The organism is uncultured Tateyamaria sp. (assembly GCF_947504105.1).
GTDB lineage: Bacteria > Pseudomonadota > Alphaproteobacteria > Rhodobacterales > Rhodobacteraceae > Tateyamaria.
Map to the genome: position 1 here is coordinate 57,846 of NZ_CANNGP010000019.1, position 20,416 is coordinate 78,261.

The 20,416-nt window shown below is 59.5% G+C and carries 22 protein-coding genes and 2 tRNA genes; 13 read left to right on the forward strand and 11 right to left on the reverse strand.

Annotation, left to right across the window (positions count from 1 at the left end; translation table 11 throughout):
- Positions 1-115 precede the first annotated feature (115 nt).
- Positions 116-2,545 carry a UvrD-helicase domain-containing protein gene (locus Q1A75_RS12950; protein ID WP_299548245.1) on the reverse strand — a complete coding sequence of 810 codons (2,430 nt, stop codon included), beginning with the start codon at positions 2,543-2,545 and terminating at the stop codon, positions 116-118.
- A gap of 164 nt (positions 2,546-2,709) precedes the next feature.
- Between Q1A75_RS12950 and Q1A75_RS12955 the strand changes: the two genes are divergently transcribed.
- The 4 genes from Q1A75_RS12955 to Q1A75_RS12970 all read left to right on the forward strand — a co-directional run bounded on the left by Q1A75_RS12955 (position 2,710) and on the right by Q1A75_RS12970 (position 8,713).
- Positions 2,710-3,849: an alpha-hydroxy acid oxidase gene (locus Q1A75_RS12955; RefSeq protein WP_299548390.1), complete on the forward strand. Its 1,140-nt coding sequence runs from the start codon at positions 2,710-2,712 to the stop codon at positions 3,847-3,849.
- Positions 3,850-4,114: 265 nt separating this feature from the next.
- On the forward strand, positions 4,115-7,555 hold the full coding sequence (gene pyc, locus Q1A75_RS12960) for a pyruvate carboxylase (RefSeq protein ID WP_299548242.1): 3,441 nt from the start codon (positions 4,115-4,117) through the stop codon (positions 7,553-7,555).
- The gene (locus Q1A75_RS12965; RefSeq protein WP_299548239.1) at positions 7,552-8,241 is read left to right on the forward strand and encodes a phosphotransferase; all 690 of its coding nucleotides are present in this window, start codon (positions 7,552-7,554) and stop codon (positions 8,239-8,241) included. The genes pyc and Q1A75_RS12965 overlap by 4 nt, the downstream gene beginning before the upstream one ends.
- 94 nt (positions 8,242-8,335) lie before the next feature.
- The gene (locus Q1A75_RS12970) at positions 8,336-8,713 is read left to right on the forward strand and encodes a VOC family protein (protein ID WP_299548236.1); all 378 of its coding nucleotides are present in this window, start codon (positions 8,336-8,338) and stop codon (positions 8,711-8,713) included.
- Positions 8,714-8,930: 217 nt separating this feature from the next.
- Here Q1A75_RS12970 and Q1A75_RS12975 read toward each other — a convergent pair whose 3' ends face one another.
- Positions 8,931-9,212, reverse strand: coding sequence for a hypothetical protein (locus tag Q1A75_RS12975; RefSeq protein WP_299548234.1), 282 nt, complete (start codon positions 9,210-9,212; stop codon positions 8,931-8,933).
- Positions 9,213-9,433: 221 nt separating this feature from the next.
- On the opposite strand from Q1A75_RS12975, the gene Q1A75_RS12980 reads away from it, so the two are divergent.
- From Q1A75_RS12980 to Q1A75_RS12990, 3 genes are all read left to right on the forward strand, one after another.
- A tRNA-Gly gene (locus tag Q1A75_RS12980) sits at positions 9,434-9,508 on the forward strand.
- A 206-nt stretch (positions 9,509-9,714) separates the two neighbouring features.
- Positions 9,715-10,644 (forward strand): MBL fold metallo-hydrolase, encoded by a 930-nt coding sequence (locus tag Q1A75_RS12985; protein ID WP_299548232.1) that lies wholly within the window; start codon positions 9,715-9,717, stop codon positions 10,642-10,644.
- 216 nt (positions 10,645-10,860) lie between these two features.
- Complete coding sequence (locus Q1A75_RS12990; RefSeq protein ID WP_299548230.1) at positions 10,861-11,739, forward strand: AraC family transcriptional regulator; 879 nt, start codon at positions 10,861-10,863, stop codon at positions 11,737-11,739.
- Here the strand turns inward: Q1A75_RS12990 and Q1A75_RS12995 are convergent.
- Positions 11,707-11,946: an Lrp/AsnC ligand binding domain-containing protein gene (locus tag Q1A75_RS12995; protein ID WP_299200866.1), complete on the reverse strand. Its 240-nt coding sequence runs from the start codon at positions 11,944-11,946 to the stop codon at positions 11,707-11,709. The genes Q1A75_RS12990 and Q1A75_RS12995 overlap by 33 nt on opposite strands.
- 142 nt (positions 11,947-12,088) lie before the next feature.
- Here Q1A75_RS12995 and hisB point away from each other — a divergent pair, with 142 nt between their 5' ends.
- Both hisB and hisH read left to right on the forward strand, forming a co-directional pair.
- Entirely contained in the window at positions 12,089-12,676 is a 588-nt protein-coding gene (hisB, locus tag Q1A75_RS13000; RefSeq protein WP_299548228.1) for an imidazoleglycerol-phosphate dehydratase HisB, read from the forward strand.
- Positions 12,673-13,311, forward strand: coding sequence for an imidazole glycerol phosphate synthase subunit HisH (gene hisH, locus Q1A75_RS13005; RefSeq protein WP_299548226.1), 639 nt, complete (start codon positions 12,673-12,675; stop codon positions 13,309-13,311). The genes hisB and hisH overlap by 4 nt, the downstream gene beginning before the upstream one ends.
- Positions 13,312-13,694: 383 nt before the next feature.
- On the opposite strand, the gene Q1A75_RS13010 is transcribed toward hisH, so the two are convergent.
- Together Q1A75_RS13010 and hisF are read right to left on the reverse strand one after the other, a co-directional pair.
- Positions 13,695-14,006, reverse strand: a complete 312-nt coding sequence (locus Q1A75_RS13010; protein WP_299548224.1) for a phosphoribosyl-ATP diphosphatase — start codon at positions 14,004-14,006, stop codon at positions 13,695-13,697.
- Positions 14,003-14,764: an imidazole glycerol phosphate synthase subunit HisF gene (gene hisF / locus Q1A75_RS13015; RefSeq protein WP_299548221.1), complete on the reverse strand. Its 762-nt coding sequence runs from the start codon at positions 14,762-14,764 to the stop codon at positions 14,003-14,005. Before hisF ends, Q1A75_RS13010 begins: the two co-directional genes overlap by 4 nt.
- A gap of 179 nt (positions 14,765-14,943) precedes the next feature.
- Between hisF and Q1A75_RS13020 the strand changes: the two genes are divergently transcribed.
- Positions 14,944-15,396 carry a DUF302 domain-containing protein gene (locus Q1A75_RS13020; protein WP_299548218.1) on the forward strand — a complete coding sequence of 151 codons (453 nt, stop codon included), beginning with the start codon at positions 14,944-14,946 and terminating at the stop codon, positions 15,394-15,396.
- Positions 15,397-15,399: 3 nt separating this feature from the next.
- Here the strand turns inward: Q1A75_RS13020 and Q1A75_RS13025 are convergent, their stop codons facing one another.
- Together Q1A75_RS13025 and hisA are read right to left on the reverse strand one after the other, a co-directional pair.
- Complete coding sequence (locus tag Q1A75_RS13025) at positions 15,400-15,687, reverse strand: hypothetical protein (protein ID WP_299548215.1); 288 nt, start codon at positions 15,685-15,687, stop codon at positions 15,400-15,402.
- Positions 15,684-16,400, reverse strand: a complete 717-nt coding sequence (hisA, locus tag Q1A75_RS13030; protein ID WP_299548212.1) for a 1-(5-phosphoribosyl)-5-[(5-phosphoribosylamino)methylideneamino]imidazole-4-carboxamide isomerase — start codon at positions 16,398-16,400, stop codon at positions 15,684-15,686. The genes Q1A75_RS13025 and hisA overlap by 4 nt, the downstream gene beginning before the upstream one ends.
- A gap of 130 nt (positions 16,401-16,530) precedes the next feature.
- Here hisA and Q1A75_RS13035 point away from each other — a divergent pair, with 130 nt between their 5' ends.
- Positions 16,531-16,914 carry a DUF2147 domain-containing protein gene (locus Q1A75_RS13035; protein WP_299548209.1) on the forward strand — a complete coding sequence of 128 codons (384 nt, stop codon included), beginning with the start codon at positions 16,531-16,533 and terminating at the stop codon, positions 16,912-16,914.
- Positions 16,915-17,056: 142 nt separating this feature from the next.
- Here Q1A75_RS13035 and Q1A75_RS13040 read toward each other — a convergent pair whose 3' ends face one another.
- The 4 genes from Q1A75_RS13040 to rlmB form a co-directional block, all read right to left on the reverse strand.
- Positions 17,057-17,560, reverse strand: coding sequence for a GNAT family N-acetyltransferase (locus tag Q1A75_RS13040; RefSeq protein WP_299548206.1), 504 nt, complete (start codon positions 17,558-17,560; stop codon positions 17,057-17,059).
- A 72-nt stretch (positions 17,561-17,632) separates the two neighbouring features.
- Complete coding sequence (locus tag Q1A75_RS13045) at positions 17,633-18,106, reverse strand: CoA-binding protein (RefSeq protein WP_299548203.1); 474 nt, start codon at positions 18,104-18,106, stop codon at positions 17,633-17,635.
- A gap of 222 nt (positions 18,107-18,328) precedes the next feature.
- Positions 18,329-18,652 carry a hypothetical protein gene (locus tag Q1A75_RS13050; RefSeq protein WP_299548200.1) on the reverse strand — a complete coding sequence of 108 codons (324 nt, stop codon included), beginning with the start codon at positions 18,650-18,652 and terminating at the stop codon, positions 18,329-18,331.
- Complete coding sequence (rlmB, locus tag Q1A75_RS13055; protein WP_299548197.1) at positions 18,630-19,406, reverse strand: 23S rRNA (guanosine(2251)-2'-O)-methyltransferase RlmB; 777 nt, start codon at positions 19,404-19,406, stop codon at positions 18,630-18,632. Before rlmB ends, Q1A75_RS13050 begins: the two co-directional genes overlap by 23 nt.
- Positions 19,407-19,512: 106 nt before the next feature.
- Here rlmB and Q1A75_RS13060 point away from each other — a divergent pair.
- Together Q1A75_RS13060 and Q1A75_RS13065 are read left to right on the forward strand one after the other, a co-directional pair.
- Positions 19,513-19,596 (forward strand) — tRNA-Tyr (locus tag Q1A75_RS13060).
- A gap of 120 nt (positions 19,597-19,716) precedes the next feature.
- Entirely contained in the window at positions 19,717-20,376 is a 660-nt protein-coding gene (locus tag Q1A75_RS13065) for a DUF6538 domain-containing protein (protein WP_299548196.1), read from the forward strand.
- The last annotated feature ends 40 nt before the right edge of the window (positions 20,377-20,416 follow it).

The window sequence follows — 20,416 nt, forward strand, 5'->3', positions numbered from 1 at the left end:
CGCCACCAAAACACCGGGTTTTACAGGGATCAAAATGTGCAGTTTCCAGCAAAAAACGCGCAGTTTACCAGATGGAAAGGACCGCACGGCGCGTTAACCGCCCCGCCCCACGGCTCTAAAACGGAATGTCATCCGTGCCGGATATAAAGCGCGAAACAACCTTCTTCGTGCCCGCCTTCTCGAATTCCACTTCCAGCTTGTCACCCTCGATACCGATGATGACGCCGTAACCGAACTTCTGGTGAAACACCCGCTCCCCCATGGTGAAAGCCGACACTGCATTCAGATCAATGACCGTGTTCCGGCTTTCCTTGGGTTGGCTCATGGGCCGCTCACCGGCCCGCGCCTGCAGCCGCTTCCAGCCGGGCGAGTTGTAGACATTCGCCTCCGCCGCTACCTGATGCAACCGCGACTCACCCCCCATATTTGGGGCTGCAGCACCAAAGCCACCCCCATATAGGCCCGGTGGCGTCAGCACATCCACGTGATCCTCGGGCAGCTCATCAACAAATCGCGATGGCATAGACGATTGCCATTGCCCAAACACCCGCCGGTTGGCCGCAAAGGATATGGTGCAAACCTCTTCCGCACGGGTGATCCCGACATAGGCAAGACGGCGCTCTTCTTCGAGCCCCTTGATCCCACTTTCATCCATCGACCGTTGCGACGGAAACAGCCCGTCTTCCCACCCCGGCAGGAACACTTGCGGGAATTCCAAACCCTTGGCAGCGTGCAGGGTCATGATCGAAACCTTGGCCTCGGCATCCTCGCTCGCGTTGTCCATGACCAGCGAAACATGCTCAAGAAACCCTTGCAAATTCTCAAAGGATTCAAGGGCTTTCACCAGCTCCTTCAAGTTCTCCAATCGGCCGGGCGCTTCGGGTGTCTTGTCATTCTGCCAATGGGCAGTGTAGCCGCTTTCGTCCAGAATGATCTCGGCCAATTCGATATGGCTCACCGGCGGTGGACCGTATTCGACACGCAGCGGCGCCACGCCCTCGTCAATCACAGAATCGTCCTGCGCCACTTCAATGCGCGGTCCCCGCAGCTTGGAATTCCAGCGGGCGATCCCATCCACAAGCGCGCCCAATTCCTTGCCGCCCTTGCCCTTGATCAACCCCTGCTCAACGGCCAACCGCGCTCCTTCCACCAATGGCACACCATTGGCCCGCGCCGTGATCTGAATGGTTTGCTGCGCCTTGTCCCCCAAGCCGCGTTTGGGCGTGTTCACGATCCGCTCAAAGGCCAGATCATCATCGGGCGACACGACAACCCGAAAATAGGCCATCGCATCCCGGATCTCCATCCGCTCATAAAAGCGCGGACCCCCAATGACGCGATAGGGCAATCCGATGGTCAGGAAGCGATCCTCGAACGCGCGCATCTGGTGCGAGGCGCGAACCAGAATGGCCATATCTTCCAATGACATAGGACGCGCACCTCGTGTGCCCTTTTGCGCCGCCTCAATCTCTTCCCCGATCCAGCGCGCCTCTTCCTCGCCGTCCCAGTGACCGATCAGGCGCACCTTCTCGCCCTCGTCCTTGTCCGTCCACAGCGTCTTGCCCAGACGGTTTTCGTTGCTGTCAATGACGCCAGAGGCCGCCGCCAGAATATGCGGGGTCGAGCGGTAGTTCTGTTCCAGCCGCACCACATGCGCGCCGGGAAAATCCTTTTCAAACCGCAGGATGTTGCCCACTTCGGCCCCACGCCAGCCATAGATCGACTGGTCGTCATCACCGACACAGCAGATGTTCTTGTGCCCCTGCGCCAACAGCCGCAGCCACAGGTACTGGGCGACGTTGGTATCCTGGTACTCGTCCACAAGGATGAACGCGAACCAGCGTTGATATTGTTGCAGAATATCCGGGTGGGCCTGAAAGATGGTGACCATATGCAAAAGCAGGTCGCCGAAGTCGCAGGCATTCAGCTCGACCAGACGACGCTGATACTGGGCATAAAGATCAACGCCCTTGTGATTGTAGGCCCCCGCATCCGCGGCGGGCACTTTGTCAGGTGTCAGAGCGCGGTTCTTCCACCCGTCGATGATGCTGGCCAACTGGCGCGCAGGCCAGCGCTTGTCATCGATATTGGCGGCCTGAACCAGCTGTTTCAAGAGGCGGATCTGATCGTCTGTGTCCAGAATGGTGAAGTTTGACTTGAGCCCGGCGAGCTCGGCATGGCGGCGCAGCAGCTTCACGCAAATGGCGTGGAACGTACCCATCCACGGCATGCCCTCAATCGGCTGCCCCAGCATCTGGCCCACGCGATTTTTCATCTCGCGCGCAGCCTTGTTGGTAAAGGTGACAGCCAGAATTTCGTTCGGACGCGCCCGCCCTGTGTTCAACAGATGCACGATCCGTGCGGTCAGCGCCCTGGTTTTGCCTGTACCCGCGCCCGCCAGCATAAGCACAGGGCCATCCAGCTTCTCGACCGCCGCGCGCTGCGCCGGGTTCAAACCGTCCAGGTAAGGCTGCGGGCGCGCCGCCATGGCGCGTGCGGACAGAGAGGCCCCTTCAAAGGCGTCAAGATCATCAAAACTGCTCATGCCACAATGTATCGTGCCCGCACTCAAAGGAAAAGACTGATGTTCGCGCGATGTTCCATCGCCTTTTGCCCTTTCCAAAACCTTAGTTCACAGAGTCCAACAGGCAGAGCATGCGTGAATTCAACGGCTTGCAGCGCCGCACCCCCATGTCCATAGTCGCGCGCATGGATCTGAACAGCCGCTATCCCGCCCTCAGCGACCTGCGCACCCGCGCACAACAGCGAATCCCGAAATTCGTTTGGGAGTATCTGGACAGCGGCACGGGCGACGAGGCCACGCGCCGCCGCAATCGCACAGCACTTGACCGTGTGGGGCTACTGCCGTCCATCCTACATGACGAATTCGACGCCGATCTTTCAACGACCCTTTTGGGACAGCAGCGCGCCCTGCCCTTTGGCATCGCCCCCGTCGGTATGTCGGGCCTCATGTGGCCCGATGCCGAACGCCATCTTGCCCAAGGGGCCGCACGCCTGAACATCCCTTACACCTTGTCGACGGTCGCAGCCGCATCACCAGAAGATATCGCCCCGGTATTGGGCGAGGATGCGTGGTTCCAGATGTATCCACCACGGGACGAAGGCATTCGCAAGGACATGCTGGACCGCGCCCGCGCCGCCGGGTTCAAGACACTGGTGCTGACCGTCGATGTGCCCGTGGCGTCCCGGCGCGAACGGCAAACACGATCCGGCCTGACCAATCCGCCCCGCCTGACCCCACGCCTGATGGCACAGGTTGCCATGCGGCCCGCATGGGCCATGGCGATGGCGCGCAAGGGAATGCCACACATGCGGATGCTGGATGCATACACGACATCCGCAACCAAGAACCTGCCCGTCACGGCCCATGTCGGATACCTGCTGCGCACCTCGCCAGACTGGGACTACGTGTCGTGGTTGCGGGATGCATGGGGCGGGCCTTTCGTGGTCAAGGGCGTGATGCGCGGCACGGATGCCGAACGGCTCGAAGGGCTTGGCGTCGATGCCATCTGGGTCTCGAACCACGCCGGTCGGCAATTCGATGCCGCCCCCGCCACAATCGAAGTCCTGCCAGCGGTCCGACGCGCGACTCGCCTGCCGATCATCTTCGATAGCGGGATCGAGGGTGGATTGGATATACTGCGGGCCATGGCATCGGGTGCGGATTTCGTCATGCTGGGCCGAGGTTGGCACTATGCACTGGCCGCCCTTGGCCCCGACGGGATCGATCATCTGACCCACATTCTGTCCGAAGACTTGAAGGCCAACATGGGGCAGCTTGGAGCGCGCGCACTTCAGGACCTGCCCAAACCGTTTTTGCACGGCTAGAGCCTTCCAGCACAAGCCGACCTTCGGCAAAGTCCGCATGGCGTATTGGCAAACATCCAGGTCAGTGACCTGCCTCTTTTTACGTGACAATGCGAGTGCAATTTTTGTTCAAGCAAATGCCGACGATTAGGTCAGCTGCCCCATCGGCCGCGCCGGGCACCTTTTCTCCTGCAGGGCCATCTACCCACAACCACGTATTGTTCGCGCCACGTAAACGTCATAGAGAATGCCGCGACTGCAAAATACGGCCCCGGGGGGAACTTACATGCCCGACTTCAAGAAAATCCTCATCGCAAACCGGGGTGAGATCGCCATCCGCATCATGCGGGCCGCGAACGAGATGGGCAAAAAGACGGTCGCCGTCTTTGCCGAAGAGGACAAGTTGGGCCTGCACCGCTTCAAGGCGGACGAAGCCTACCGCATCGGCGAAGGCCTCGGCCCCGTCGCCGCTTACCTCAGCATTGACGAAATGATCCGCGTCGCCCGCGAAAGCGGCGCAGATGCCATCCACCCCGGCTACGGCCTTCTATCGGAAAACCCGGACTTCGTAGATGCCTGCGAGAAAAACGGCATCACTTTCATCGGCCCAAAATCCGAAACCATGCGTGCCTTGGGCGACAAGGCCAGCGCCCGCCGCGTTGCAGTTGAGGCTGGTGTGCCCGTCATCCCTGCCACGGAAGTGCTGGGCGACGATATGGATGCCATTCGCAAAGAAGCCAAGGAGGTCGGCTATCCCCTGATGCTCAAGGCGTCCTGGGGTGGCGGTGGTCGTGGCATGCGCCCGATCTTTGGCGAGGAGGAGGTCGAAGAGAAGGTCCTTGAAGGGCGTCGCGAAGCCGAAGCTGCGTTCGGCAACGGCGAAGGCTACCTGGAAAAGATGATCACCCGCGCCCGCCACGTCGAGGTGCAGATTCTGGGCGACAAGCATGGCGGCATGTACCACCTGTTCGAACGCGACTGCTCGGTCCAGCGCCGCAACCAGAAGGTCGTCGAACGCGCACCCGCCCCCTATCTGACCGACGCCCAGCGCGACGAGATTTGCCAGCTCGGCTACAAGATCTGCAAGCACGTGAACTACGAATGCGCAGGCACTGTTGAGTTTCTGATGGATATGGAAACCAGCAAATTCTACTTCATCGAAGTGAACCCCCGCGTGCAGGTCGAACACACCGTGACCGAGGAAGTCACCGGCATCGACATTGTCCGCGCCCAGATCCTGATTGCCGAAGGCAAGTCGATTGACGAAGCGACCGGTAAGGCCAGCCAAAAGGACATCGTCCTGACCGGACACGCGCTACAGACCCGCGTCACCACCGAGGACCCGCAAAACAACTTCATCCCCGACTACGGCCGCATCACAGCCTATCGCTCGGCCACGGGCATGGGCATTCGTCTGGACGGTGGCACGGCCTATGCTGGCGGGGTCATCACCCGCTACTATGACAGCCTGCTGACCAAGGTGACGTCCAAAGGCCCGACGCCCGAGATCGCCATCGCCCGCATGGACCGCGCCCTGCGCGAATTCCGCATCCGTGGCGTCAGCACCAATATCGCCTTTGTCGAGAACCTGCTGAAACACCCGACCTTCCTGTCGAATGAATACACCACCAAGTTCATCGACGAGACACCTGAACTGTTCCAGTTCCCACGCCGCCGCGACCGCGGCACGAAAGTGCTGACTTACATCGCGGACATCACCGTGAACGGTCACCCCGAGGTCAAGGACCGCCCCCGCCCGCGTTCGGACATCAAGGATCCAAAGCCGCCTGCTGTGAAGGATGGTGGTCAGATGGGCACCCGAAACCTGTTGGAACAAAAGGGCCCACAGGCTGTCGCCGACTGGATGAAGGCACAACCACAGCTGCTGATTACTGATACAACCATGCGCGACGGGCACCAGTCGTTGCTGGCCACCCGGATGCGCAGCTATGATATGATCAAGGTAGCCCCGGCTTACGCCGCCAACCTGCCACAGTTGTTCTCGATGGAATGCTGGGGCGGCGCGACGTTCGACGTGGCCTATCGCTTCCTGCAAGAATGCCCCTGGCAACGTCTGCGCGACCTCCGCAACCGAATGCCGAACCTGATGACCCAGATGCTTTTGCGCGGGGCCAATGGTGTCGGCTACACCAACTACCCCGACAACGTGGTGCAGGAGTTCGTGCGGGTGGCCGCAACAAGCGGCGTCGACGTCTTCCGTGTCTTCGACAGCCTGAACTGGGTCGAAAACATGCGCGTCGCCATGGATGCGGTCCAAGAGCAGAACAAAATCTGCGAAGGCACCATTTGCTACACCGGCGACATCATGGACCCGGATCGGGCCAAGTATGACCTCAAGTACTACGTGGATATGGGCAACCAGCTGAAAGACGCAGGCGCGCATGTGCTGGGTCTCAAGGACATGGCTGGTCTGCTGAAACCCGCCGCCGCCAAACAGCTCATCCGCGCGCTGAAACAAGAGGTGGGGCTGCCCATCCACTTCCACACCCATGATACCGCAGGTGTGGCCGTAGCCACGATCCTTGCCGCTGCCGAGGCAGGCGTGGACGCTGTCGATTGCGCCATGGATGCGCTGTCGGGCAACACATCCCAGGCCACGCTCGGCACGGTCGTCGAAGCGCTGCAACACACCGACCGCGACACTGGCCTCAACATCGACGCAGTCCGTGACATCTCGGATTACTGGGAAGCTGTCCGCGCGCACTACACTGCGTTTGAAAGCGGTATGCAGGCCCCCTCGTCCGAGGTGTATCTGCACGAAATGCCGGGCGGTCAATTCACCAACCTCAAGGCACAGGCCCGCAGCCTCGGGCTGGAGGAGCGCTGGCACGAGGTCGCGCGCACCTATGCAGATGTGAACCAGATGTTCGGCGACATCGTCAAGGTTACGCCATCGTCCAAAGTGGTCGGCGACATGGCCCTGATGATGGTATCGCAGGGACTGACCCGTGACGAGGTCGAGGATGCCGACAAAGAGGTCGCCTTTCCCGACAGCGTTGTGGACATGATGCGCGGCAACCTGGGCCAACCTCCGGGCGGTTTCCCGCATGGCATCCAGCAAAAGGTGCTGAAAGGTGAAGAGCCCAACACGGCCCGCCCCGGCGCGGATGTGGCCCCGGTCGATCTGGAAGACACGCGCGCTGACCTGTCTGGACAGCTCGAAGGCAAGGCGATTGATGACGAGGATCTGTCAGGCTACCTGATGTATCCCAAGGTCTTCCTCGACTACATGGGGCGCCACCGTACATATGGACCTGTTCGAACCCTGCCGACCAAGACCTTCTTCTACGGCATGCAGCCGGGGGACCAGATCACGGCAGAGATCGATCCGGGCAAGACGCTCGAAATCCGCCTCCAGGCTGTGGGTGAGACAAACGAAGACGGCGAAGTGCGCGTGTTCTTCGAACTCAACGGCCAACCGCGCACGATCCGCGTACCAAACCGTCTGGTAAAGTCCCAAACCGTGTCCCGTCCCAAGGCGGAAGATGGCAATGCAGGTCACGTGGGTGCCCCCATGCCCGGTGTTGTCGCCAGCGTTGGTGTTACGGCAGGCCAGGAAGTGTGCGAAGGCGACCTGCTTCTGACCATTGAAGCCATGAAAATGGAAACCGGTATCCATGCTGAGCGCGACGCGGTTGTCAAAGCCGTACACATCTCGGCCGGGGGCCAAATCGATGCCAAGGACCTGCTGGTCGAGTTGGAGTGATCCCACCGCTCGGCGCATGGGGGCTGACAGGGCAACCTGTGCCCCTGCCGGGCGGGCACCGCAACACTGTGCTGCGCATCGGACAGCACGTGCTCAAGTCAACGCGGCGGTCAGAGGCAGCCATTGCTTGGCTCTTGCCCGTCGCCCGACACGCAGGGACCTGCGGATTGAGTGTGCCGCGGCCCCTTAAGTCCAGCCTTGGTACCTTCGTCGTCGACGGCTGGACATGCGAACCGTTCCACGATGGCTCCCCGACACCGCCGAAGACAATTTCTGACAGGGTCACTTGCATGCACAGCGCGGGCGCTGACCTGCCCCAACGCGACGGGTTCGCATCTGCCCGCGATCTTCTGATCGACCAGGCTGGGGGCGACATCGACCTGTCCGCAATACCGCCCGATCTGGTTGCCCAACTCAGGGCAGCATGGTCGGCAATCAGCCTTGAAACCACACTGGTGCATGGCGACCTGAACCCGGACAACATCCTGACGGATCACGACGGCACAGTGACGTTGATTGACTGGGACGAAGCGCGCCGTGATCACCCTCTCTTCGATACGGCCACTTGGTCAGATGCACAGACACCGATCATCAAACGGGCCGCTCTTGCATGGGAAATCGCATGCTCTTGGCGGCTCGAGCCCACGCACGCACGGTCGCTCGCTTCTTCATTCATGTCGCAATGACGTCCGTTGGACATGAACGCATAATTGCGGCCTCCCCGGATCAGGCTTAGATGAGGCTCACCCCGCCTGCGCGTAACAGACAAACTCGGTACACATGCACATCCAATCCTTCTCCATCCTTGTTCCGGACTACGAAGCAGGCCTGGACTTTTTCTGTGGCACGCTGGGCTTCGAAGTGCTTGCCGACATCGATCAAGGGCGTAAACGCTGGATCGAGGTTCGGGCGCCCGGCGCGCAGACGTCAATCATCATTGCGCGCGCAGACACCCCAGAGCAGGTCGCGAGTATCGGGATACAGGGCGGCGGGCGGGTTTGGCTGTTCCTGCGCTCGGATGATTTTGCGCGGGATCATGCAAAGCTTATGACGCGCGGGATCGTGTTCGAAGAAGAACCGCGGCACGAAACATATGGAACCGTGGCCGTCTTTCGCGATCCCTTTGGTAACCGCTGGGATCTGCTTCAACGCACTTAGCGTCGCGTGCCAGCCGGAACCTCGCCCCCTAAAACTTTCAGATCGGTATCGATTTTAACGGGTTTGGCGCAGAGCAGGCCTGGTTCAGCGGTTACGTAATCCCGCGCGCACGGATGCGCGTCACCGGACGCAGCACAACCCAGAATAATGGCGCATGTCAGTGTCAGGGATTTCACAGCGGAGAAAGTGAGTTGCATCTGGGGACCTTTCTGCTGAGCTAGTTTTTGGCGGGTTCAGGCATGACCGTGACTGCACTCAGACCAGCAATGCCAAAGTTCAATACAAGCGTGAATACATCCGGCGGTGGCGTTGCAAAGGTAACGGCCGCAGTCACCCGGACGTCCTGGGCGAAGGTAATCGCAACCGGCGCTTCAAATTGCACGGCGGCGCCGGGTGCCTCAATGTCCTGCAGCATCAAGGGGCCACCCAGCCCTGTGACGATCAGGTGTACATCCACCTGTCGGTCCACCATGATGGCCCGCTCGACCTGGGCCATCATGGTGGGGCCATGCGGCCCCTCGTGGGCCACCGTTGCAGGGGGGAAAACGCAAACCGGAAGCAAGAAAAGAACCGCAATTGGGAAACGTGAGTGGTGGATCATAGGACTTGAACGCAGCGTCGTCCCTGTTCCGTCGCCCGCCGGAAGATTTTTTGCAATCCAGTCCATTTTCCCCTTGCAGCGCGGGGCCTGTGTAAGTATCTCACGCCTCACCCAAGGAAGCGGGCGTAGCTCAGGGGTAGAGCATAACCTTGCCAAGGTTAGGGTCGGGCGTTCGAATCGCCTCGCCCGCTCCAACATCCTCCCAAATGGGAGCGCAAGAAAGACCGCCACAGCGCGGTCTTTTTTTGTTTTAGCCGTCGGCCACCCGCGACTTACGACAAAACCACCGCCGGATTTTGAAAGATCAACAAGGCTTGATCATCTAGCGTTCTGGACAGTTACCGAGCCCTCAGCGTCCCCCGAGGTTTGGGTAACCGCCAAACATGTCCGGAAGGTCAATATGCTGCCTGAATCCCATACGTCGCCCCTGGTGTCCCGCCGAAGTGTAACCTTCGGACTTGGTGCGATGGCCTTGGCGGGACTACCCCCACAAGGCGCCCGGTCAGCATCTCCCAACCGCATCCGGATTGGCGACATCGCGGTGACTGCTCTGTCAGACGGTCACTTTGAACTTCCTTCGGCTGCATTCTCCCCGTGGCCGAAGGAAGCCTCCACACACCCGCTTTATGTCGGTGCATATGCCTGGCTGATCGAGGCTGGGAACCGCCGCATGCTGGTCGACACCGGATCAGGCAATACGCTCAGGGGCAAGCATCCAAACACCGGCTATCTTCCCATGGCGTTGGCTCGAGCTGGCGTCACACCGGATCAAGTCACTGATATCATCATCACCCACATGCACGCTGACCACATCGGCGGTCTGATGCATGGAGAGGTTGCGGCTTACCCAAATGCAATGCTACATCTGTGCGAGTTGGAGTGGCGGTATTGGGCAGCCCCCGAACGACCGCAGCTGGTTGCACCGGCACAGCGCCCTCTTGCCAACTTGATTGCGGGGCTCATGGACCGGATGGCATACCGCATTGCAGTCCACCGCTCGAACGGCGACATAGGTTCCGGAGTCTGGCTCGAGGACGCACCCGGTCACACTCCAGGACACCAGATCGTGCACATCGCATCGGGCACACAAAGCCTGTTACTGTTGGGCGACGTTCTGATCTCTGGCACGCTTCAGTTCGCTCAACCGAACATCCGTTACGTTCTTGATGATGACCCCGAACAGGCGGCACTGACCCGAACCGGCCTGTTCGACAGGATTACCGCGGACGAAATTCTGTTTGCCGCGACACATCTGATCGATGGCGGACCGCACCGGCTCGAAAAAACTGCCGTGTCAGGATATCGCGCCCAAAAAACTCAAACTTTCTGAGTTTTTTGGGAGAATATGCAAAAATATGAAAGAAAGTGTAAAGTTTAATTGACACCATGACGGTCAATGTTCTGATGGTGTGGCGCGCACTGATCACTAACACAAGGGCTCCTGACCGTGCACCCAGCATCTCACCTACCTCCTTCATCGTCTGATCCCAGCTATGATGCGATGTACGGGGCGCTATATGCCGACTTTCCTCAGACGGCGCGGCGTATGGGTACACCGCGGTTCTCCATGATCAAGGCCAGCCAGAACGCGCATGCCACGACGGATCCGTCCGTACCGCAGCTTGTGCTGCGATCCTTGTCGAGCAGCGCAATGACCCGCAACACCGTCGATTGCGGGGACGGCGTCAAAGCGTTGTCGACCATCCCCGGCAGCTTCTACGTTGCACCACCGAACGCCATCGCGGATTGGGAAAGCAACGGTGCACATGACATCTCGCTTCTGGCGATCCCCGAGGACTACACAGCAGAGCTATTGCCCGGAGATCGAAGCGGGCAGACGGAGCATCCGCTTGCATCCATCTTGAATACGCAACTGACGGATCCCATGCTGGAAACCCTGATGGGACAAATCTGGCAGACAAGCCTGCGGGACAACAAGGGATCCGCCTTGCAGATAGATGGCATGTTGCTAACCATGATGGGGCGCTTGGTCTGTCATGCCGACAACAGGGCGCGGACGCGCGCCAACTATGCCATTCTGAAGCCTTTGGACCCAACGCGCCTGAAAAGGGTCATCGACTACATCAACGCCAATCTTGACGGCGTCATCTTAATGCCCGATCTGGCAGCGGTGGCCTGCCTATCGCAGCACCACTTCGCGCGTGTGTTCCGCGCCGCCACCGATATGTCCCCGCATGCTTACGTCACTTACAAGAGGATTGAGCACGCAAAGCTGCTTTTGACCAGAACGGACACACCGTTGGTCCAAGTTGCATTCACTTGCGGCTTTGGTACGCAGGCGCATTTTTCGACCGTGTTCAAGAAGCACACCGGGCTGCCACCCAAGCGCTTCAGAACCGAACAGCGCGCATCGCACTGTGATGAGCCTGGTCTAGAACACCTTGAAGGTCATTGTGGTCAGTGACCGTTCGATCCCATCGATGTCCAGCAGTTCGTCGTTGATATACTTGCCGACGTCCTGTCCTTCGGGAATGTAGACCTTCATCAGCAGGTCATAATCGCCAGAGGTCGAGTAGAGCTCGGAATGGATTTCGCGCAGCGCAATCTCTTCGGCGACCTTGTAGGTGGAACCGGGGCGGCAACGGATCTGGATGAAGACACAAGTGGTCATGAGCATGGCCTTGGGCAACTGCGGTGCATAATCCCGTAGTGGCACGTCTGCGCAGGTGCCTGCAAGCGTGATGGTCCGCCCCTTGGCGGCGCTGCCCTGCCCGCCTATAGAGGCACGCGAACGCATAGGCAGGAGGCGCGTGATGCGCAGCACCACCCTTACCCGCACAACGGCCGAAACCGATATCTCGGTCTCGCTCAACCTTGATGGCTCCGGTCAATATGACAATGACACGGGCGTCGGGTTCTTTGACCACATGCTGGATCAGCTGGCGCGCCACGCGCTGATCGACATGAAGGTGCGGTGCAAGGGCGATCTGCACATCGATGATCACCACACGGTCGAGGACGTGGGCATCGCCATCGGACAAACCCTGAGCCAAGCCGTTGGAAACAAGAAGGGAATTCAGCGCTACGGATCCTGCTTGTTGCCCATGGATGATGCGCTTGTCCGCGCGGCGCTCGACCTGTCGGGCCGGCCCTTCCTTGTGTGGAACGTGGATCTGCCGACGCCGAAGATTGGCACGTTCGACACCGAACTGGTGCGCGAATTCTTCCAGGCGCTCAGCACCCATGGCGGCATCACGCTGCACGTGGATATGCTGCATGGGATCAACAGCCACCACATCGCCGAGGCGGCCTTCAAAGCCGTGGCCCGTGCCTTGCGCGTGGCCCTTGAGGTCGATCCGCGTATGGCGGACGCCATCCCCTCGACCAAGGGCAGCCTATGAGCCTGACGGTTCTGATCGACTACGAGAGCGGCAACCTGCACTCGGCCGAAAAGGCGTTTGAGCGCATGGCGCGCGAGGCGGATGCGGGCACGGTCGTCGTGACCTCGGACGCAGATGTAGTGGCCAAGGCCGACCGGATCGTGCTTCCGGGTGACGGGGCCTTTCCTGCGTGTGCGAAGGCGCTGCGCGGCTCTGGTGTCTTTGATGCGCTCGTGGAAGCTGTTGAAAACAAGGGCAGACCTTTTCTGGGCATCTGTGTTGGCATGCAATTGATGGCGTCTTGGGGGCGGGAGTATTCCGACACCGCTGGTCTGGACTGGGTCGATGGTGAGGTGGTGCACATTACGCCTTCAGAGCCGACCCTGAAGGTGCCGCATATGGGGTGGAACGACCTGGTTCTGGAGGCGCAGCACCCCGTGTTTGAAGGGGTTTCGACGGGCGATCACACGTACTTTGTACACTCCTATCATTTCGAGGTTGCGGACCCTGCCATGCGACTGGCCCATGTAGATTACGGCGGAGATGTCACCGCCGTTGTCGGGCGGGACACAATGCTGGGGATGCAGTTCCATCCGGAGAAGAGCCAGGATATCGGCCTGCGCATGATCCGCAATTTTCTGACCTGGGCGCCCTGACATACAAACTGTTTCGGGCGGGTGAGTCGCTGGGCTGCATTTACCTTGTTTTCATGGAGATTGACGTCCCAAACGGGGTGTCACCCCCCGTGCAGCATCCGTACACCCCCTGTACACCCCCACCGGGCGGGTGTTGGGCGGTTAACGCAACGCACGGTGATCTCGGATGTTTCCGAAATCACACCAAAAACTCTGATCGAAAATGCTCCGAGAGTGCGGAGTGCGGCAGGGTATTTTCGATTCAAGACTTTCGGAAACATCCAAAGGACGCTGCGCGACGCGACCAATGTTTGAATGGGGGCTCTGCCCCCAAACCCCCGAAGTTTATCTGGCAAGATGAAGATAGGTAGTTATGCAACATAACTAACGAACTCAGACAGAACTCAGACAGATCGGGACGCCTTTTCAGCAAGCCCGGAAACACCCTGGCGGCGGGCCAATTCATCCATCACATCCGACAGTGCGACATCACGCGATGCCAGCATGACCAGCAGGTGGTAGAGCACATCCGCCGCCTCGGATGTCAGGGCGGCTTTGTCATCTTTCACCGCTTCGATGATAGCTTCGACCGCTTCTTCGCCGAACTTCTCCGCGCATTTCTCGGGGCCCTTGGCCAGCAACTTGGCCGTCCAGGAACTGTCGGGATCGGCCCCTTTGCGGGCTTCGATCATGGCAAAAAGATCGTCCAGCGTCATGTCAGCCTCATCGGGATACCGGCGGCGGCCATGTGGGCCTTGGCCTGGGCGATAGTGTAATCACCAAAGTGGAAGATCGAAGCGGCCAGAACGGCGGATGCGCCCCCTTCGGTGACGCCGTCAACAAGGTGATCGAGCGTACCGACGCCGCCGCTTGCGATCACGGGGATCGGCACAGCGTCAGAGATGGCGCGTGTCAGAGGCAGGTTGAACCCTGCGCGTGTCCCGTCGCGGTCCATGGAGGTGAGCAGAATTTCCCCTGCCCCCTTTTCGGCGGCGGTGCGGGCAAAGTCGACCGCGTCGATGCCCGTGGGCTTGCGCCCCCCGTGCGTGAAGATTTCCCAGCGGCCCGGTTCGACTGTCTTGGCGTCGATGGCGCAGACGATGCACTGGCTGCCGAATTGATCGGAAGCCCGCGCAAGCACATCGGGGTCCGCCACGGCGGCAGAGTTGAACGACACCTTATCAGCACCTGCCAGCAGCAAGGCCCGCACATCCGCCACCGTCCGGACACCACCGCCCACAGTCAGCGGGATAAAGCATTGTTCCGCAGTGCGTCGCACAAGGTCGAACATCGTGCCGCGGTTTTCATGGGTCGCGTGGATGTCCAGAAAACACAGCTCGTCCGCGCCTGCGGCGTCGTAGGCGCGTGCGGCCTCGACCGGATCACCGGCGTCGATCAGGTCGACAAAGTTGACACCCTTGACCACACGGCCATCGGCAACATCGAGACATGGTATGATGCGCGTTTTCAACATGCGCGTCTGGTAGCGTGGATTTGACAGCGGGGAAAGGGGCTCTGCCCCCGGCCTCCCCCGGAGTTTGTCCGGCAAGATCAAGGAGTATTTCCGCCCATCATCGCCCATTCACGGAAAGGTGCATGGCCTTCGCTCGCGCATATGAGAGGTTCAGGCTATTGAAAACGAGGAGACGCGTGATGCGGATTTTGATGGCTCTGGTGATGAGCGCTTTTTTGGCAGGTACGGCAATGGCTGGTGACAACGGGATTATTCGCAAGGAATCGGCGAATGGCGTGGTGGAGACAATGGACGCGCTTCAGGCCGCACTTGAAGGGGCTGGGCTGACCATCTTTGCGCGGGTGGATCACGGGGCTGGTGCGCAAGGTGTGGGCGAAGATATCGGCGCATCGCAGTTGCTGATCTTTGGCAATCCCAAACTGGGCACGCAGGCGATGCTGGATGATCGGACATCTGCCTTGTTCCTGCCGATGAAAATCGCGGTGTTCGAGGACGAGACCGGCAAGACCATGATCGCCTACGAAGACCCGGCAGCGATGCTGGGCAAGCTGGGTGGGGTGGCTGAGGATGCCGCGTATGTCCAGACCATGACCGGTGCTTTGGGCAAGTTCACCGATGGTGCTGCGCAATAGGCGCTAGCCGCGCCGCCAGGCGATCAGGTCGATACCGATCTGGATCGCCATAACCAAAAGGACCACGGCCCCTGCGGGGACCGTGATCAGCATGAACCATCCCATGACAAACATCCCGGCGAGCGTTTCGCCGCGGTCTTTGCCCCAGATGATGCAGGAACTGGCAAAGCCTTCGTGCAAGGTGCAGCCATGGATCTGAGCCAGCCAGCTGGATATCATCACACTTAAGATCGGCAGCGCGCAGATCAGAAGGAGCACGATCAGGGTGGTGTAGCGTGGTCGGCGCTTCATGCAAGAGCCCGAAGGGCCGCCTTGAGATCAATAGCCCCATCGTAGAGTGCGCGGCCCGAGATGGCGCCCGAGATCACGCCTGTCGCCTTGAGCGCCGTCAGATCATCGAGCGACGACACGCCACCGCTTGCGATGACGGGAATGTCCACCGCTTCGGCCAGCGCCCGGGTCGCTGGGATATTCGGCCCGCCCATGGCCCCGTCGCGGTTGATGTCGGTGTAGATGATCGCGGCCACGCCTGCGTCTTCGAAGGATTTGGCCAGATCAGTGGCATCCACATCCGTTTCGGTCGCCCAGCCTTTGGTCGCGACCTTCCCGGTCCGCGCATCGATGCCCACGGCGACGTGACCGGGAAAGGCTTTGGCCGCCTCGCGCACTAGGTCAGGATTTTCGACCGCCACGGTGCCGAGGATGACCCGCTGCAGGCCCTTGGACAGCCACATTTCGATTGTCGCCATGTCCCGGATGCCGCCGCCAAGTTGCGCGGGCACATCGCAGGATTTCAGGATCGCCTCAACCGGGGCTGCGTTGACCGGCTCACCTGCAAACGCGCCGTTCAGGTCGACAAGGTGCAGCCATTCGCATCCAGCCTCTACAAAGGCGCGTGCCTGTGCCGCCGGATCGTCGTTGAACACGGTGGCCTTGTCCATGTCCCCGTGTACGAGGCGTACGGCCTGGCCGTCCTTGAGGTCGATGGCGGGGTACAGGATCATGTTGTCGGGCCTTTCACTGTCTTCTCGCGTCCTTGCACCTATCGTCAAGATTCGCAACGCGACCCAAGGTCATTCTTGCCATATCGCTTCCCGATGGCTCACAGTCCCGGCCATTACGGAGGAGACACTCATGAAACACCTGATTGCAGCCGCATGTGTGGCTATCGCCAGCGCGGGAGCCGCAATGGCCGATCCTGTGCTGGGCACGTGGAAAACCGAAGTGGATGATGGCGCCTATGCGCATATCGCGATGAGCAAGTGCGGCGCAAAGATTTGCGGCACAATTGCCAAAGCCTTTGACGCCAGTGGCCCCATTGCGTCCGAGAATGTTGGGAAACAACTTGTTTGGGACATGGAGCCGCAGGGGGGCGGCAACTATGCGTCTGGCAAGATCTGGCAGCCGTCGACCGGCAAGGTTTTCAAATCGAAGATGGCCTTAAGCGGCAACAGCCTGAACGTGTCGGGCTGTGTCGGTCCGTTCTGTAAAAAGCAGACATGGTCGCGCGTGAACTAAGCCGCTGCTTTGTTTACGTGATACACCCCGTACCGGTTCGGTGCGGGGTATTTTTGTTCCGGTCGCAGCCGGTATGACAGTGCCAGCGGAACATTCCGGCCGGTGGATGACCAAATGGGACCGATATGATCCAGACCATATGCTACGGGTCATGGTTTGGAAAAAGAGCCATGCAATGCGTGCTGTCGAACGCTCCATCAAGCAGGATTTCGTCCTTCAACGTGCCCTCAAGGACAAAGCCCATAGCCTGGTAGAGGCAATATGCAGCAACATTGGACGCACGCACCCGCAACTCAATCCTGTGAAAGCATTGCCTCTTTACATCCGTCAGGGCGGTGGCCAACAGTTTGCGCCCCAATCCCCGCCCGCGAAATGCTGACACTATCCCCATGCCGACAACGCCCACATGCTGTCTGACGGGTTCGGAACGTGGAAGAATATCACACCAGCCAACAACCGTTGACTCACTGACAGCGACAAAATGTGTACGGCCATTTTCGATGTTGCCGCGCACGAACTCAATGGTGCTGGGCAACGGCGGTGCTTTGAGCGCTTGCAGGTACCTGTGTTCCCTTGCCACCGCGTCGACGGCGCCATGAAAGGACGCGGCATGAGACATCCGAATTGGGACGATTTCGATACTCATCGACATCTCCTGTTGCCGTTTCACTGATGCAGCGACCTGGCGAGGGGCGCGCGCCACGCGTCGATACCGGCATCAGAGTCGGGATGAGATGATGCCGGTGTTGAACCCGCCCATCCGCAGCTCGCCGAACAGGCGCTGATACTCGATCTTGGGGCAACGGTTCTGAATAACCGTCAGATCCGCCGCACGCGCCTTGGCAGTGGCTTCGGCATGTTCCACGCCAATCTGCATCCAGATCGTTTTCAGGGTTGGAATGCGGGCCATGGCCGTATCCACGATCTCGGGCACCGCTTCGGATCGGCGGAAGATATCGACCATGTCGACGGGGTCATCGAACGACTCGAAATCAGGCACGATCTGGCGTCCAAACAGCGTTTCACCCGCGTATACGGGGTTTACGGGGATCACGGTGTACCCCTTGAGCGCCAGGTACCGCGCCACGTAATAGCTGGGCCGCACCGGGTTGGTAGACACACCCACGACGGCCACAACCTTGGTTGTCGTCAGGACCTGTTTCAGATGCGCATCGGTATAGGTTTCGGACATGATTTCCCCCTGCCCGGTCACGTTCCCAAAAAAACGCCCCGATCGCAAAGCGAAAGGGGCGCGGAGGTGCGGAACGAGGGACAGTGAAATAACCTACAGGAGTTCCAAACCTGTGGTTCACTTCTTAAGATATGATCGCTCAAGCCTCGCAAAAGACCCTCTCGCAAATCTGTGAACGAAAACTTAAAGATTGGATTTGACAGGCCGGTGTTGCGGCGGCGCTCAGTCAAAGATGTCTTCAATGATATCAAATGCATCATCGAAGATGTCCGCCCAGCGCGACTTGCGCTTCTTGTACTTTTTCTTGGCGGGTTTAGGTTTGCTTTTTTGGCGAATGGCCGAGGGTCGCACGGTTTCGCGGTCACCTGACCGCTTTCTGGGCAACATCTTCAGGTCGTGCAGCGGGGCACCGCAACTGGAACAGGCCAGTTCGTGGCGCTCGCGCCCTGTCAGAACAAGGGCGGCACGGGTGCCGCAATAGCAGCAGGTTGCGATCTTCGTGGGGTGGGCGATGGTCGCCTCCTTAGTCGTGGTCCTTGGAGGCATATAGGGCAATCGCAGCCGCATTTGAGACATTGAGCGAGCCAAACCCACCTGCCGCGTCGATTTTCACCAGCGCATCGCAGGTTTCGCGGGTTTTCTGGCGCAGGCCGGGGCCTTCGGCGCCAAGGACCAGCGCGACGGCCCGATCCTTTTGACCATTTAGGGTGGTCTCAATCGTCGCGTCCGCCTCCCCGTCCAGCCCCAGAACCACGTAGCCCATGCCCTGCAACTCAACGATGGCGTCAGCAAGGTTGCGCACCCGCACATAGGGTTGGCGTTCGAGCGCACCGGACGCTGTTTTCGCCAGCGCGCCGGTTTCGGGCGCCGCGTGATGGCGCGTGCCGATGACGGCAGACGCCCCCAACACCTCGGCCGAGCGCAGAATGGCGCCGACGTTGTGCGGATCCGTCACACGATCCAGCAGGATAAGGCGCGGAGCCTCGGCCCCGATGGCGACATCGGTCAGCCTGCCCCAATCCAACGGCTTGACCTCAAGCGCGGCGCCCTGGTGGACGGAACCGGGATCAATCGGCGGCTTGAACTTGCGTGGATCAATCACTTCGGGTGCAATACCTGCCGATTGGATGGCGTCTGCCAGCTTGTTCTGGGCGTTCAGCGTCACCATGAGGTGCAGTTTTTCACGCTTTGTGTTCAGCAACGCATCACGGACCGCGTGCAAACCGAACAGCCAGACCGTCGCCGCCGCGTCCGCCTTTTTCGCCTGTTCCTTTTCGACGACCCATTTGGGTTTTTTCATCTTTGCACCTTTGATCGGCGGGGCCTGATTTTGTGCCTTGACCCCTGATATGGGTCCCGGTAATCACGCGCTCACGCCACCGGGGTTTAAGCCCTAATGGCGTAGTGGGCGACAGGCCGCAAGGTGTGGCAGGGGACTGTAACTCCCTCGCGGAGACGCACGCCTGGTTCGATTCCAGGGTCGCCCACCAACACACTCATATCCTTGAAAAATAGCGCATCTTGCCTTAGTATCGGCGCAATAGTAGCCGATTTTCGGTACTTTCAGAGCCCTTTTCGGTACCGAGACGCCCCAGATCAAGCCAAAATACATGCTCTTAAAGCATGACAGGTATTTCTATCAGCGCAAGGTACCGCTGGATTTGCAGCCCGTTGTAGGCTTCAAAAAGTGGCGCGCTCCGCTCGGTAAAGACTTGGATGAAGCTTACGACAAACTGCGCGATCTCAAACAGCAGCATGACGCTCTGATCAACGAACTCGTGGACGCCGAAACCCGGCAAGACTTTAAGACCAAGAACCGACGTCAGCGGGAAGAAGCGCAGTATCACGCAGAGGCTCAGTCAGATCGTGCGTACGATGAATGGCGGCGCTCTCAAGGTCTCAAAACGGTAGACGAGGAATTCAAGAACACGTTCCCTGAATACGCAGGGAGTCCATGGCGTCTGGCGCGCGAACTTGTAGCCGGGATTGAGGCTGACCGTTCGCGACACTTGCCGCCCAGCGCAAACGAGGTTGAGGACATGCGGCGCGTGTTCGACAAGATTTCTTCGCTACCTCGGAGCCAAAAGCCAGATCGTATAAAGCTCCCACCGTATGTGGTGTTCAAAGAGCTTGCTGCCGAACTACCAGAAGACGTTCAATCGCTCATTAGATTTGAAGAGAGATCGCCCGATCCAATGGACAACGACGAGTGTTTTGACCGTCTTACAGTCGTTGACCTGCTCCCCCTTGAGTCCGCTATTTTAGGTTAGCTCTGTTCAGGTTTTGGTCTTTCTTTGACCGGTTAACATA

Coding starts and splice junctions, on each gene's coding strand:
- Q1A75_RS12950 (WP_299548245.1), bottom strand. CDS start 2,545: ATGAGCAGTTTTGATGATCTTGACGCCTTTGAAGGGGCCTCTCTGTCC.
- Q1A75_RS12955 (WP_299548390.1), top strand. CDS start 2,710: ATGGATCTGAACAGCCGCTATCCCGCCCTCAGCGACCTGCGCACCCGC.
- pyc (WP_299548242.1), top strand. CDS start 4,115: ATGCCCGACTTCAAGAAAATCCTCATCGCAAACCGGGGTGAGATCGCC.
- Q1A75_RS12970 (WP_299548236.1), top strand. CDS start 8,336: ATGCACATCCAATCCTTCTCCATCCTTGTTCCGGACTACGAAGCAGGC.
- Q1A75_RS12975 (WP_299548234.1), bottom strand. CDS start 9,212: ATGATGGCCCAGGTCGAGCGGGCCATCATGGTGGACCGACAGGTGGAT.
- Q1A75_RS12985 (WP_299548232.1), top strand. CDS start 9,715: ATGCTGCCTGAATCCCATACGTCGCCCCTGGTGTCCCGCCGAAGTGTA.
- Q1A75_RS12990 (WP_299548230.1), top strand. CDS start 10,861: ATGGGTACACCGCGGTTCTCCATGATCAAGGCCAGCCAGAACGCGCAT.
- Q1A75_RS12995 (WP_299200866.1), bottom strand. CDS start 11,946: ATGACCACTTGTGTCTTCATCCAGATCCGTTGCCGCCCCGGTTCCACC.
- hisB (WP_299548228.1), top strand. CDS start 12,089: ATGCGCAGCACCACCCTTACCCGCACAACGGCCGAAACCGATATCTCG.
- hisH (WP_299548226.1), top strand. CDS start 12,673: ATGAGCCTGACGGTTCTGATCGACTACGAGAGCGGCAACCTGCACTCG.
- Q1A75_RS13010 (WP_299548224.1), bottom strand. CDS start 14,006: ATGACGCTGGACGATCTTTTTGCCATGATCGAAGCCCGCAAAGGGGCC.
- hisF (WP_299548221.1), bottom strand. CDS start 14,764: ATGTTGAAAACGCGCATCATACCATGTCTCGATGTTGCCGATGGCCGT.
- Q1A75_RS13020 (WP_299548218.1), top strand. CDS start 14,944: ATGCGGATTTTGATGGCTCTGGTGATGAGCGCTTTTTTGGCAGGTACG.
- Q1A75_RS13025 (WP_299548215.1), bottom strand. CDS start 15,687: ATGAAGCGCCGACCACGCTACACCACCCTGATCGTGCTCCTTCTGATC.
- hisA (WP_299548212.1), bottom strand. CDS start 16,400: ATGATCCTGTACCCCGCCATCGACCTCAAGGACGGCCAGGCCGTACGC.
- Q1A75_RS13035 (WP_299548209.1), top strand. CDS start 16,531: ATGAAACACCTGATTGCAGCCGCATGTGTGGCTATCGCCAGCGCGGGA.
- Q1A75_RS13040 (WP_299548206.1), bottom strand. CDS start 17,560: ATGAGTATCGAAATCGTCCCAATTCGGATGTCTCATGCCGCGTCCTTT.
- Q1A75_RS13045 (WP_299548203.1), bottom strand. CDS start 18,106: ATGTCCGAAACCTATACCGATGCGCATCTGAAACAGGTCCTGACGACA.
- Q1A75_RS13050 (WP_299548200.1), bottom strand. CDS start 18,652: ATGCCTCCAAGGACCACGACTAAGGAGGCGACCATCGCCCACCCCACG.
- rlmB (WP_299548197.1), bottom strand. CDS start 19,406: ATGAAAAAACCCAAATGGGTCGTCGAAAAGGAACAGGCGAAAAAGGCG.
- Q1A75_RS13065 (WP_299548196.1), top strand. CDS start 19,717: ATGCTCTTAAAGCATGACAGGTATTTCTATCAGCGCAAGGTACCGCTG.